The organism is Amycolatopsis sp. cmx-11-32, from assembly GCF_047608695.1.
In the GTDB taxonomy this organism is placed as follows: Bacteria; Actinomycetota; Actinomycetes; order Mycobacteriales; family Pseudonocardiaceae; genus Amycolatopsis.
Genome location: NZ_JADNQN010000001.1, coordinates 875,818 through 888,816, shown reverse-complemented (window position 1 = coordinate 888,816; position 12,999 = coordinate 875,818). Strand labels below are relative to the sequence as shown.

Annotated in this window: 13 protein-coding genes and 1 pseudogene; 10 read left to right on the top strand and 4 right to left on the bottom strand. The window is 63.2% G+C overall.

All coding sequences use genetic code 11. From position 1 onward, the window contains the following. Positions 1-98 precede the first annotated feature (98 nt). Positions 99-2,339, bottom strand: a complete 2,241-nt coding sequence (locus ACM6LR_RS04520; protein WP_414943217.1) for a helix-turn-helix domain-containing protein — start codon at positions 2,337-2,339, stop codon at positions 99-101. Positions 2,340-2,639: 300 nt separating this feature from the next. On the opposite strand from ACM6LR_RS04520, the gene ACM6LR_RS04515 reads away from it, so the two are divergent. The 4 genes from ACM6LR_RS04515 (at position 2,640) to ACM6LR_RS04500 (ending at position 6,002) form a co-directional block, all read left to right on the top strand. Beyond that, entirely contained in the window at positions 2,640-3,119 is a 480-nt protein-coding gene (locus ACM6LR_RS04515) for an XRE family transcriptional regulator (RefSeq protein ID WP_414943216.1), read from the top strand. Between the two features lie 65 nt (positions 3,120-3,184). Beyond that, positions 3,185-3,730: a hypothetical protein gene (locus ACM6LR_RS04510; protein WP_414943215.1), complete on the top strand. Its 546-nt coding sequence runs from the start codon at positions 3,185-3,187 to the stop codon at positions 3,728-3,730. Then, complete coding sequence (locus ACM6LR_RS04505) at positions 3,727-4,836, top strand: MAB_1171c family putative transporter (RefSeq protein WP_414943214.1); 1,110 nt, start codon at positions 3,727-3,729, stop codon at positions 4,834-4,836. The genes ACM6LR_RS04510 and ACM6LR_RS04505 overlap by 4 nt, the downstream gene beginning before the upstream one ends. Next, positions 4,833-6,002, top strand: a complete 1,170-nt coding sequence (locus ACM6LR_RS04500; RefSeq protein ID WP_414943213.1) for an FAD-dependent monooxygenase — start codon at positions 4,833-4,835, stop codon at positions 6,000-6,002. Before ACM6LR_RS04505 ends, ACM6LR_RS04500 begins: the two co-directional genes overlap by 4 nt. Before the next feature lie 189 nt (positions 6,003-6,191). Here the strand turns inward: ACM6LR_RS04500 and ACM6LR_RS04495 are convergent, their stop codons facing one another. The 3 genes from ACM6LR_RS04495 to ACM6LR_RS04485 form a co-directional block, all read right to left on the bottom strand. Next, the gene (locus tag ACM6LR_RS04495; RefSeq protein ID WP_414943212.1) at positions 6,192-6,851 is read right to left on the bottom strand and encodes a YdcF family protein; all 660 of its coding nucleotides are present in this window, start codon (positions 6,849-6,851) and stop codon (positions 6,192-6,194) included. A 36-nt stretch (positions 6,852-6,887) separates the two neighbouring features. Then, positions 6,888-7,937, bottom strand: coding sequence for a helix-turn-helix domain-containing protein (locus ACM6LR_RS04490; RefSeq protein WP_414943211.1), 1,050 nt, complete (start codon positions 7,935-7,937; stop codon positions 6,888-6,890). Positions 7,938-8,072: 135 nt separating this feature from the next. Then, entirely contained in the window at positions 8,073-8,681 is a 609-nt protein-coding gene (locus ACM6LR_RS04485; RefSeq protein WP_414943210.1) for a hypothetical protein, read from the bottom strand. A 1,508-nt stretch (positions 8,682-10,189) separates the two neighbouring features. Between ACM6LR_RS04485 and ACM6LR_RS04480 the strand changes: the two genes are divergently transcribed. The 6 genes and pseudogenes from ACM6LR_RS04480 (at position 10,190) to ACM6LR_RS04455 (ending at position 12,986) form a co-directional block, all read left to right on the top strand. After that, positions 10,190-10,432, top strand: coding sequence for a hypothetical protein (locus ACM6LR_RS04480; protein ID WP_414943209.1), 243 nt, complete (start codon positions 10,190-10,192; stop codon positions 10,430-10,432). 174 nt (positions 10,433-10,606) lie between these two features. Further along, positions 10,607-10,741, top strand: a pseudogene (locus ACM6LR_RS04475) (helix-turn-helix domain-containing protein); the annotation flags it as partial. Between the two features lie 31 nt (positions 10,742-10,772). Further along, positions 10,773-11,426, top strand: a complete 654-nt coding sequence (locus tag ACM6LR_RS04470; protein WP_414943208.1) for a DUF5753 domain-containing protein — start codon at positions 10,773-10,775, stop codon at positions 11,424-11,426. A 34-nt stretch (positions 11,427-11,460) separates the two neighbouring features. Further along, positions 11,461-12,405 carry a helix-turn-helix domain-containing protein gene (locus ACM6LR_RS04465; protein WP_414943207.1) on the top strand — a complete coding sequence of 315 codons (945 nt, stop codon included), beginning with the start codon at positions 11,461-11,463 and terminating at the stop codon, positions 12,403-12,405. Positions 12,406-12,552: 147 nt separating this feature from the next. After that, positions 12,553-12,681 carry a helix-turn-helix domain-containing protein gene (locus ACM6LR_RS04460; RefSeq protein WP_414943206.1) on the top strand — a complete coding sequence of 43 codons (129 nt, stop codon included), beginning with the start codon at positions 12,553-12,555 and terminating at the stop codon, positions 12,679-12,681. Beyond that, on the top strand, positions 12,678-12,986 hold the full coding sequence (locus tag ACM6LR_RS04455; protein ID WP_414943205.1) for a hypothetical protein: 309 nt from the start codon (positions 12,678-12,680) through the stop codon (positions 12,984-12,986). Before ACM6LR_RS04460 ends, ACM6LR_RS04455 begins: the two co-directional genes overlap by 4 nt. Positions 12,987-12,999: the final 13 nt, after the last annotated feature.

The following is a 12,999-nucleotide window of genomic DNA, read 5'->3' as shown; positions in this document are numbered from 1 at the left end:
AGACCGCTGCGTTGATCTGAGTCCTAACCAGGCGGGGAAGTATTTGGCCGCGGTTGGGGAGATCGGCCTGGCCGCCAGCGGGGAGAACATCTGGCCGCCTACGGGGAGAAAAAACTGACCATTGACACGCGAATTTCGTGCGCCCGGGAATCGCGGAGGCTTTCCAGCATGCCGGCAGCTTTTTCGTAGGTGGCTGTGGCCTGGGGACGAAACCCCAGGGCTGCTAGGGAGTCCGCTCGGGCGATCAGTGTGTCAGCGAGGTTCCATTGTTGCCACGGGCGCTGCCGAATGGAGGCTGCGGCATCGAAGTGTGTAAGGCCCGCCTTATGTTCGCCTCTGCGTTGCAGCAGGATGCCGAGGTTGTGGTGCGCCAGGCTGTGGATACCGTCGGAGTCGTGCCTTTGAGCGAGGCTCAGTGCCTCGCGCGCGGTATCGATGGCTCGCTCGCGATCACCGGCTTCGTGGAAGGCAAGGGCGAGTGCTGCCTGGTTCATGACGACGCCGATTCCGTGGTGAAGTGCCTGGAACCGGTCGTCCGCCGCCTGGAAATGGACGATCGCGTCACTGTGCCGTTGGCTATCGGAGAGTGCGAGCGCCAAGCCGTGTGCGGTCCATGCTGCGGCCAGCTCGTCTCCGAGTTTGGTGTAAAGCTCGAGTGCTTGCGTGAGATGCGAGATGGCTTCGGCTGTCCGGCCGAGGTCACGCTCGGCCCAGCCGAGGACTTGCAGGCTACGAGCAGTGCCCGGAGTGCTTACCGTCGCGGTCGCGGCGTCGAGCCCGTGGTTGGCGGCGATGAGCCAGTCCGTCCAGCTGCGAGTGATGGCGAAGTAGGGAAGGAATGCCGTCGGCAGGACCCACAGGAGGTCCTTTGCGAGGTGGCTGCGGGTGTTCTTCGCGATTTGCAGGGCGGTCGCGACCTCGGTCTGACACCAGGACATCGCCTCGTCAAAGCCAGGGCGGTCTTGGTCGAAGTTCGCGAGCAGGCTGTTGATCGTCGAGTCACGCCAGTTCGGGATGAGCGAGTTGTTGGCGGAAAGCGCCCGCGCTGTGTACCACCTGAGAACCCGGTCTTGAGCCTTCTCGACGTCGCGGAGGTGTTCCTCGACCAGCGCACGCTGGTGTGCATATGCCCGGAGAAGGTAGTCGATGCAGTAGCGACCGTCCGGCATGGGCGTTACCAGGTGAGCCTGCCGAAGCACAATAAGAAGTGACTCCGCGAGGTCGGGTTCGATGTCGGCGAGCACGGCAGCGGAGTCCGCACTGACGATGTACGCGGGGCTGATCCCCAACAGACGGAACAGCCGTGCCGCGGCCGGTGGCAGAGCGAGGTAGGACAGGTCGATCACGCCATGGATGTTGACCGTGGGGTCTGGCGAGGTGAAGAGGTCCAGCCGGTGGCGGTCGGTCGCCAGCTGGGCGGCGATTTTGCCCAGCGTGCTGTCGGGACGCTGTTGGAGGTGTTCAGCGACGATCAGGACCGCCATGGGAAGCCGGCCGCAGCGCCGAACGACGGCTTCCGCGGCGACGGGGTCCGCGGCTAGCCGATGACGGCCGGCGCGGCTGGCGAGCAAGGTCAGTGCGTCGGCGACCGGCAAGGCGGGCAAGTCGATCGACACGCCACCGGTCCGCAGCAGCAGACTGGCTTGGTGCTCGCGGCTGGTAGCAACGACGACACTCCCGCCGCCGGGCAGCAGATGCCGCACCTGGCTGTAGTCGGCGATGTTGTCGAGGACGACCACGGCGGGACGTTCGGCGAGGATCGATCGGAACCGTGCGGCCCTGACCTCTAGTGTGCCGTTCAGGTCGGCCTGAGCGGCACCCAATGCCTGCAAGAAGCCATCGAGTACCTCCTCCGGCGTCCTGGGCGTACCGGGGCCGAGCCCGCGCATATCGGCGAAGAGGCAGCCGCCGGGAAACCGATCCAGGATTCGGGTGACCCAGTGCACGGCCAGCGCCGTTTTTCCGACCCAGAAGCCTCCTTCGATCACGATCGTGTGGGCGCTCCCCTCTGCCCGGCTCGCGAGTGTGGCATCCATCGTCCGCAGGACGTCTGCGCGTCCGACGAAGCCTGGGACGTCGGCGGGCAGTTGCATCGGCTTCTCCCCGCCCGCCGAGCCTTCGGAGCGTTGTTGTTCGGCGAGGCGTTCGAGTTGCCCCTTCGCGTCGAGGACCGTGTCGATCTGGCGCACGACCTCCGGCAGAAGGCGCCGGTGGCCGTGGAGCAGCTTGGATAAGTAGCTCGGGCTGTAGCGGGCTTTCGCGGCCACATCACCCAGGCTCATTCCCTGCTCACGGCGCAGCCGGTGCACCGCCTCGGCAAAGCTGTTGATCTGTCGCATCTGCGTCTCCCCATCCGCAGAGCAATCGACCGCGCTAGAAGCGAGCCGCTCTTGCCCCGCTGTGCCGGGGCGAGCCCGGACCTGCCACCTGCACTGGCGCCATTGCGGTCACCATCAACTTCCTCCGACCTTGAGGCTCCAAGCTCGCTAGCCCACCTGGGTGGCGAACTTTCTCCTCAGTTGAGACTTCGTAGTCTCGAGACTATTCTCAGGAGAAAGTTCTTTTCAACTGACAAGAAAGTGATCACCCGATTGGGTGTCTCACCAGTGAAGATACAGAGGCTGTCATGGAGGCCTGGGGTGGCAGGGCAAGCGACGCGAACGCTCGCCGCGAAGCTGAACGACCTCTTCGCGACGAAGAAGCGACCGAACGGCAAGGAGTACAGCAACGAGCAGGTCGCCGAATTCATTGTTGCCGGCGGATACGCCAGGACGGCATCGCAGAGCTACATCTGGGGACTCCGTAACGGCACGAAGACCAATCCGACGAAGAGCTACCTGGAAGGGCTAGCCGCCTTCTTCGAGGTCCCGGTCGCGTACTTCTTCGATGACGACGACGAGCTGGTGCGGCAAGTCGACCTGCAGCTGGAAGCGCTGAAGGCGGAGCGCGCCAGGATGGCCAGCCTTTCCGGTGACGACGAGATTCAGCTGCTGGCGATGCGCGCCGGCCAGCTATCACCCGAACGGCTGAAGCTGGTGAAGGACATGCTCGAACTCGTCTACCAGCAAGAACAAGCCGAGAGGCCCCCGCCACCCGATGGAGGGCTTCCAGGCGTCTAGAACGGACCGGCCATAGCGATTTCTGCGATGCTGCCCGAAGTCGCTGGCGCGAAGGGAGGGTGCGGGTGTCTGAACGGCGCATACGCCGACAATGCCGTGAGATGCTGAGCAAGCTCGATATTCGCCCGCCCCTGGACGTGACCGAGCTATGCCGTCAGATGGGCGAGATTCGCGGCAAACCGATCCGCCTGATCGCCTACCCCATCCCGGTCCCCGGCCCTTTCGGCATGTGGATCTCCACACGAGAAGCGGACTACATCCTCTTCCAGAAGGAAACGTCCAAACTGCACCAGGACCACATCGTCCTGCACGAACTGGGCCATATCCTCGGCGGCCATCAGGGTGCTCTCGACAGAGACGTCCTTCCCGACGGGCTCACAACGCCAGGCACACGATCGCTGAGCGAGCAGTACCCGGATATCGGCGAGGACGCGGTGAAACGAGCGCTCCGGAGAACTGCCTACGACACAGACCACGAACGGGAGGCCGAAGCAGTCGCGACGATCATCCTCGAATGGGCGTCGATCCTGAATATCGCGGCCCCGCGGCCCTCTGACGGCGCCGCGCGCGGCATGGACACCGCTCTCGGCGCCCGGATCGGCTGGCTATGAGCTGGCTCATCAGTGCTGCACTGATCAGCTGCCTCCTCGGCGGCCTGATCTGGAAGGGCTATCAGCTCAGCCGGCAGCCCTGGAACCTCCCCCTTCAGGGCATCGTCGGCTTCCTCGCCTTCGCGCTCGTCGGGCGCATCCTGCGTGACGTCGTCGGCGACGCGTCGCTCGTGCGCGGGGGCCCAGTGTGGTCCGCCGTAGCTTGGCACGCTCCCACGTCGGCCGCCGTTTTCTCCCTGCTGTTCTTCTTCGATGCTGCGACGCTGCCTCGACAGGTGGCCAAACGCCGCACTCGCCGCAACCTGATGGTGCTCGTCACCGCCGAACTCGTCATGATCGGTGCTGCCGCTTTGGCGCCGGCGCCACGGTCCGTTCCGCACATGTCGGTCATCTACTTCGCCGCCAACCTCTTCATGGGCTGCGCGCTCGCAGCATGCGCGGTCTCGGCACTGCGCTACGCCCGCCAGGCCGAACGGCGGCTGAGTATGGGACTTCGCGTCGCGGCCGTCGGCTTCGTCCTGGTCGCGGTGACCAGCGGAATATTCGCCGCGATCGACGTCGAGTACTGGTTCACCGGAACCCTGTTCATGGACATCATCGGCGTGAACGGGACACTGTCGTTCACCGGCATCGTCGCGATCGTCGGTGGCCTCCTCTATCCGGCGGCCCGCATGCGGCTGACCGCCATACGTATCTGGTGGCGTCAACGTCGCGCCTACCAAGCACTCGGGCCGTTGTGGACAGCTCTACACCACGCATTTCCTGAAGACGAATTTCTCCGCGCCTCCACCACGCCGTGGGACTCCCTCCGCGTATGGGACGTGCACCGGCGCTACTACCGTCGGATGATCGAATGCCGAGACGGACTCGTCCGAATCAGCCCACGCGTGGCGAAACTCCGCGAAGACCATCCAGCCGACACACCGCTGTCAGACCTCATCGCCGAAGCACTCCGCGGCTCCCGTGGTGACCGAGGTGAGCAACAGCGGGCCGTCCCTCTCGCGATCCCGGAGACCAACTCAGCGTACGACGAGGTCGACGAACTCGTAGCGCTCTCACGTGCCTTTGCTGCCAGACACTCAGCTACCTCAGGGAGGGCCGCGTGACCCATCACGCGATCATCGTCGGCGGCGGCATCGCGGGGTCCGCAGCCGCCCTAGCTCTGCGCAAAGCCGGCATCACAGCCGAAGTCTATGAAGCTCGGCACGACGGAGGCGACTACAGCGGAGCCGCACTACGCCTTCCACGCAACGGTCTCAACGCCCTGCGCGCCATCGACGCACACGACATCGTCACCGAGATCTCCTACCCCGTCGCCAACACCGAACTCAGCTCAGGCACCGGCCGACACCTCGGCACGGTCTCCTTCACCGGCAACGGACCCAATGACGTCCCCCGCACGATGCCCCGCGCTCGACTCGCCCGCGTCTTGCGCACCGCGGCCGCCGACCGCGGAGCGGCCGTCACCATGAACAAGCGCCTGATAGCCGCGACTAGCCGCTCCGGCAGCGTCATAGCAACCTTCGGCGACGGATCCACCGCCGAAGGCACCGTGCTCATCGGCGCAGACGGACTCAACTCCACAACCCGCCAGCTGACCTTTCCCTCCGCACCAGAACCCCACTACGCCGGAACCCACCTCGTCTACGGCTACGCCCCCGCGAGCACCGCCGCTCCTCCGTCGCCGGACGCCTTTCACATCTACTGGGGAAAGAAGGCGACATTCGGCTACACAACCGCTGCCGGGGACATCTACTGGTATGCCAACATCGCCTCACCAGAACCACTCCCAGCGGATGAACCGCGCGACATCGAAACCTGGCGCAAACGCCTTATCAGACTCTTCCGACGCGACCACACGCCAGCCACGACCATCATCCGAACCGCGGACGTCATCTTGCCCTCTAACACACGCACGCTCGACACCATGCCGGCGTGGCACACCGACCACATCGTCCTTATCGGCGACGCAGCACACGCAGTCCCGCCAGCCACAGAGCAGGGCGCCGCACTGGCCCTCGAAGATGCCGTCGTCTTAGGTCAAACCCTGCGCGACAACCAAAAGACAACATCGGCAATCGAAGGATTCGAAGCGACGCGACGCGAAAGAGTCACACGGGCCGGATCCAGCCGACACAGCCGCACAACACACCGCCGCGGGACACCGCGCTGGATCGAGCAGCGACGCCGCGACCACAGAGTCACCCAGGCGGTTCAAAGCGGCGCCATGAATCCACCCGCATGGTTGCATGACCACCAAATACCCTGGTAGAAGCGGTCCGCTCGCGCCCGCCTCCCGGCGGCCGACCGGACCCTTCTGCGCGAGGTTCTTGCAGGCTCAGTTGGCTATAGCATCGACCTCTTGATCGTCGAAGGTGATCCGATATCGGACCTCAACGCCAAAGAATCAGGGCCGGCGGATATTAGCGCGGAGAGGACCTGTTACCAATCAGCACGACGCCTAGGAAAGAAGCCGACTGTTGAATCCTTCCTTTGTCAACAGGTCGAAAGCATCCCGAACCGCCTGGGGAACAGTTTGCTTAATCGCGAAACCTTGGCTGGGGTATTCCATAACTCGATGAAGATCACCGACCATCATGTCCACGACCTCGACTGCGTCGCCGATGGTTTTGACGTACTCTTCTAGCATATGGGGCGATGACGCGCAGACCACCTCTACGTCGGGCCAGAGCTTGCGACACGTTGCGTAGGCGCGTCGTTCCATGTATGGCGTAGATATAAGAAGGACTGAGTCCGGAGTTTCCACTCCCGCATCGGCCAGCGCCAGCCGCGCAAGCGAGATGTTCGATCCGGTATTGCGTGCTTCCGGCTCGAGAACGATGGCTTGTTCCGGTACGCCAAGTTCCAACGCGTGCTCGCGGAAATGGACAGCTTCCCCGCGAGGAAACACTGCCGCTGTGTCCCGACTGGTTGCACCAGTGAAGACGACGGTTGAAAAAAGGCCTTGGCTGTAGAGGGCTGCCGTATATGAAGCAACGCCGATGTCGTTACAACCGAGAGCGATTGCGACTGAGCAGGGTCGGAGTATGTGATGCATCTGGTGGTAGTCCCAGACCAGCTCCGCGGCCAGCCATTGCGACTCAGTTAGTCCGAGCTTCACGATGCGTAGTACTCCTCAGTTGTGCGCGGGTTGCACTCATGACTTGCCTTCGAAGGCGTGGCGGATACCCTCGATACTCACCAGCTGGTGCATCATGCCGTACCGCGCTGACGTGGCTGCTGCCGCGTCGAGCAGGGCTAAGCCGTTGTCTGCGGTGGCCGCATCCGAGAGTAGGATGTGAGCGTGGGCGGTATCGAGCCGGACTCTTTGCATGGGCGCGTCTCCGGCGCGGTTGTTCAAGGCAATCTCGATCGCGTCGGAGGCGCTTCGCAGGTCGGCCGCACCACGATGGGCGAGTGCCAGCTTCTGATAGGCGACTGACCAGTCTTGCGGCTCTTCCAGCTGTTCGAATCGCCGGATTGCAGGACGGATGAAGGAGACTGCTTCAACGTTCAATCCATGCTTGCTCAGTGCTGTGCCAACCCAAAGCTGAGCGCGCGCGCGATCCCGCTCAGCCAGTCGTTGGTCGGTAGCCAGCCGCTTATACGCCTCTGCCGCCTCGACCAGCCGACCATCCATCTCATCGAGAACCGCCAGCTGTAGTTCGAGCTGCGCGACACGCCGGTCGGCGCCTAACTCGCCATAGACCTGGATCGCTTTCAGGTAGCTTTGCCGAGCTGATAGCGGCCCGCGAAGCAGGCCTTGATCTTGCCGTAGATCACCTAGTAACCGCAGAGATCGTCCGTACAGGTGCAGACCCAGCATGCCAGCTGTCTCCGCTCGGAACCGCAGGACCCAGCGATCCAGGAGAAGCTTCGCAAGGTCGAATTCCTGCCGCCCGAGACAGATCGCCGTTCGGTCTAGATCGTCTTCCCACGAGTCGTAGTCGAACTCCACGCTGACGGAGCGTTCCGGCGAACGCCCAGACGTCCGTTCATGGACCTCTCGAAGCAGAAGCTCGAGCTCCGAGAGCGAGACGTTGAGAAGTCTGGCCAGCTTCGGACGCTTAGGTGGAAGCGGCTTGACTAAGCCGTTTTCCCAACGACTGAGGGTGCTGACGCTGACGTCCAACGCGAAGGCAAGGTTCTCCTGTGTGAGCCCGACTGTCGCCCGTGCCGCCGCCAGGGCCGACTCTTTGGTTGCCATATGTTCACCCGCCAATACACATCGTGACAGGACACACGTTACCGCAGGTCAATGGGTCGCGTGCGAGGTTCCTGCGTAGTTGCTGCGGGGTTGGCGCTCTGGTCATCGCCGACAGGGCATACCAATGTCGTGACATCACGTCCCCAAGGAGCTGATGTTTGTGACTACCGACTGGTTTCCTTCTGTTGTCGACACGCGCCGACGCCGGGTTCCCGATCCGTTGCCTGTACGCGACGATCCGCGTCGAGAGCGTTTCGCACCTGCTTGGGCAAGCAGCGTTAACTGCTTTTCAACATCTCTGCCCCTGCCGCCGGTTGATCCCCCTACCTGGGTGTTGATGTCGCGCGTTTCTCGGGGGCTACACACATTGTCGAAGACCTCGCCGAATGCCCGCCCGTCGGCAAGCTTTGCGGCAGATACCAGGTTCTTGATCGACGAGTGATACGCCATTTCTTGCGAGAATTCCCCGAGGTTCCCATGACTCTTGACGACGACTTTCATAACCTGCGTATCCGCGGTTGGGAGGAATGGCGATTTGGGCTTGACTCCGCCCCGCTCGGCGAGGTCTTTCTCTACCGGTGGCCGGCTCATGCGGACATCTTGGTTCTCCGTTGTCGCGTCTCCGCTGAAGCCTATCGAACTCCGCTCGCTCCGGGCGTCGATCCTTTCACGCCTGAGTTGATTTGCTGGTCGTTCGGCGGCGGGACGGACGATGCCCTGAGGCGGCTTCTCGCTCTTCCTCATCCAGACGACTGCACTGCTCCGAATTGGGGACAGCGGCTTCATGGAACGGCCCGAGTCCCGTCGCCGTGGCTGCATGCCCCGGGGCGCCGTATCTGGCCTGGGGCGACCCAGCTGTCCAGCAGCCCTCTGGCCGCGAGCCTCCGTAGACGACACACTGGCCTTCCCGGGCGGACCGATTTTCCAGAGATCAGCCGTAGTCCACAGCTTGCCGCGGGTGGGCAAGTGATTGGGCGCCCCGGAGTAGCCCTCCCGCGTCGGGCGCCGTCAGCCTGAGTCCTGCGCGCCGCTAAGGACCGGGTACTTCACCTGTTCGCCCTGTCTCCGTTCATTACAGACCTTTCTGGACGCCACCATGCTCGAGAAGCTTCAGCCTTCCGCTACGCGTGCCGCGCGCTCGGTCACCTGTGCCGTAACGAAGATCAAGCATCAGGTCTCCACCGACGGGAGTGCCGGGGTCCGCTCAGCCGTCGGGATTACCGCACTTTGCGGGGCGGTCATTCTTCCTCAGGTCGACGACTGGCCCTCGGGACGTGCTTGCCGAGAGTGCGTCCGGGCACTCAGACATCTGAGTCGGCGAGAGGCTCTGGCCGCGGTTCCGCTCGATGTCCGGGATCTGTACGCGCGCGAGAAGAGGCAGCCACCGCACCGTAGCCGGGCCGGACACCGACGACACTGCGCCCTCATCCGGCTTTTGCACCGCAGGGGCACCGGTTCTGGCCGACGGGACATCCCCAGGCCGAGGGCTGAGGATCCTGCGGCTACCGACCCGAATGAGGCCACGTGACATCGCAATCAGGACTTCACCGCAGGAATTCTCGGGGTACCACCGAGTGTGTCGTGCGTGATCTCGCCATGGCTAGCGGATTCCGTTCGCTGTATCCCGGCGCGGCTGACGCTGTGGCCGACGCGTGGCTTGTCCGCGTCGGCCTAGGGCACACGGATGTCATATTCCTGGGGCCTGGCGACCATGCCTTCGCTCACCGCTATCCCGGTCACCAGGTGATCACGGGGGTTCTGGGTCGTGCGTGGCGTGCCGTGGGCGGATGCGTGAGCTCGGTTGTCGACGCGGTCTTGAGGTGGCCACGTGACTAGGTCAAGGTATCCCTCGTCGCCGAACGCCGGCATCCTGATGGCTCTTGATGTCGGGGTACGTACCGTGGATTCCCGGGAACTGGCCCGGTGATCGGTCGTGGCAGACGGCGTGGTCAGCGGAGCTCTCGACGGGATCTGCCCCGAGCTGGCCGAGTACTGGTTCTACGGTCGCGTTGTCCTGCACCGTGTTACACCCCGCTATCGGCACCGGCTCCGGTACGGCCGGATCGCGCTCAGCGTGAGTCACTGCGGGAAGCTCTGCGGCCCACCGTTCCCCGCAGGCGAGCGGGCCCTGTCCTGGTGCGATGTGTGTTATCCGCCGTCTCACGGTTAGGAACAGATGCTTTGCGCTTCATTCAACCTACGGCCGATTTCCATGCCCGTTACAACCGATGCCTCTGAAGGGAAAAGTCTTTATGTCGTACCAGCACGCCGGCAAAACGGTTCTGCTCGAGACGGTCAGTGGCCGCACCTATGCGGAGGTCTTCGCGGCCGCAGCCGAATGGTTCGCCGACCCGGCCCAGGCGGACGTGGCTGTATGGGGTCTCACGCTGGATCAGAAGGGCCGGCTGTACATCGCCGCCGACTACTTGTTTTACCTGGAGTTTTTCTACCAGCGCTTCGACAAGGCGCAACTCGCGCACGAGGCCGGCGCCTGACCAGAACCGACACGGGTCCAGCAGACCACAGGATCGTAGGTCAATGTTATCTACCAACCTCACCCACAACACGTATCGCGCCTGCGGAAGTCGCGTCGTGCTTCGGCGCGGATCAGATAAGCACTTTGAGGAATTGTGAAGAAAAGTAACGTGACCTCTTTATCGACCGCGAAGATGAGGGAGCTGGGACTCGAGCTTCAGCGAATCCGCAAGCGGGAGGGTCGCGGCGGAGGCGACCTGGGCAAGTTGCTGAACTGTAATGCGTCCACAGTTTCGCGTCTGGAGAACGGTCTCACCAAGGTCGAGGACGGGAAAGTCGCGCTCTATCTAGCGCGGGCGAATGCCACTCCCGCTGAACTCGATGAACTGGTGGCTTTGGATCGCTGTCCGGATGACGGCTATCAAATCAGGTCTCACCCTGCGGGTTTCCCTGACCTTTCCCATCGTCACCATGCTCGACCGCGAAAGTACATCCATCACCAGCTATACCCCTGTGGAATTGCCCCACTACCTCCAGGTCGAACCCTACATCCGTGATGCGCTCAGTCAGTACGGATACGACGAGCGGGTGCTCGACTCGGCGGTGGAGGCCCGGCTCTCCCGTCGCCCATCCTCTCTTCGTCGACCCGGCTCCTTTACCTTCTACCTTTCTGAAGCAGCACTCAACGGGGGACTCGGAAGCCTCACAGTCACGCACGAGCAGCTGGCATATCTGACGACCGTGTCCTCACTGCCGCCCTTCCATATCCGCCTCGTTCCAGCGGACACACCCCTGACGGGTATTCGAGCAGGCTTCACCTTATACCGACACAGCGAATACCGCCCCGTGCTGCACCTCCAACAACCCACCACCAGCCTCTTCCTCGAAAACGATACCGACATCACCTTCTACGAAAGTCGTCTGCAACATATCGCGAGCCTAGCCCTCAGTCGCGACGAGACCCGAAAGCAGCTCACCGACCGCCTAGCCGAGATTAAACCGCAGTCCGCGTAACTCGGGGTCAGCCGACCGACAACCAGGGCAATCGATGGCGCACACGATAGCGAGGCATCCGTTGAACACAAAACGAGAAAAGAACTTTTCGACCGCTAAAAGAAGGGAACTGGGCGCCGAACTTAGGCGAATCCGCAAACGTGCAGGTTATCTCGGTGTCAACATGGCGTCTATGCTGAATTGGGGCGAGCCTGCGATCTCGCACTTGGAGAACGGCACACGCAGGCCCCCAGAGGGAAGGGTGGCGCTCTACCTCGCACGAGCGAAAGCAACCACCGAGGAGTTCGAGCGCCTGGTGGCGCTCGACCGTTTTCCCGACGACGGCTACCAAGCCCGGCCTCACCCAACGGGTTTCCCCGACTCACTGCCTATTGTTACCCTGCTCGACGACGAAAGCAGCTCTTTCGCCAGCTACGATGCTCTCGAGATCCCCTGGTGTCTCCAAATCGAACCGTACATCCGCATCGTCCTCAGAAAGCATGGCTACGAAGACGGTCCCGCACTGGACGCAGCGGTACGGGCTCGCCTCACCCGGCAGCCGGCATCCATGTGCAAACCCGGCCCTTTCACGTTCTACATTCCGGAAAGAGCCCTCCTTGCCAACTCCGGGCGCGCGGAGGTCATACACGAGCAACTGGTGCATCTGTCGATCCTGTCTTCACTTCCCGGTTGCCACATCCACCTCGTTCCCGCGGACGCCCTCGTGGCTGATCTCTGCATAGGTTTCACCCTGTACCGGCACGACGAGCATCCCCCTGTCGTCCACCATCAGCTACCTACCGCCAGCCTCTTCCTGGAACAAGTACGGGATGTCGGCTACTACGAGGGGCAACTGGAACGCTTGGCGGAACTGGCACTCGACCGGCGAGAGACCCGGGAATGGCTTACTCGAACGCTGGCGGATGTCGAGCGGCGCCTGGCGCACGGTCGGTTTCTCGCCTCGAGCCTCGTCAACAACGCGACGACGGCCGGGTCATAAGATTCCTTACGCCGTCGACGACGCCGGTCATGCCGCACAGGGTGGCCGTCTTCACGCTCAGGGCCCTTCGCCGAGCCCGCCACGAGCGCCGCGCTCGGCGGAACGCTGCGACCTCCGAAGGTCCGATTGCCGCCTTGCCCGCCAGGCATGGTCAACCTGTATGAGCGAGGTGCCACGATCCGGCAGCTCGCCGAAAGATACGACCGTATCTACAGCCAAATTCGCCGCATGCTCCTCGCGGCGGGGGTCACGCTGCGACCACGAGGCAGGCAGTGACTGACGACCTCGGCGCGACGCTCCGGCGGGAATATGAGGACGGTGCCACGATCGCTGATCTGAAGTCCCGCCATGGCCTCACCTATCACCGGGCGCGGGTGCTGCTGCTGGCGGCGGGCACGACGCTACGCAAGAACGGCCCGCCGTCAGTCGTACCGGCGTCGCGGAGCATGGTGATCGCCTACGAAGCCGGGATGTCCATCCCCGAGGTCGCCGAAAGCTTCGGCTGCACCTACAGCATGATGCGGCGGAAGCTGCTCGCGGCAGGGATCACGCCCCGACGGAAAGGCCGCCGACTCGATTAAGCCGACGCCCCCC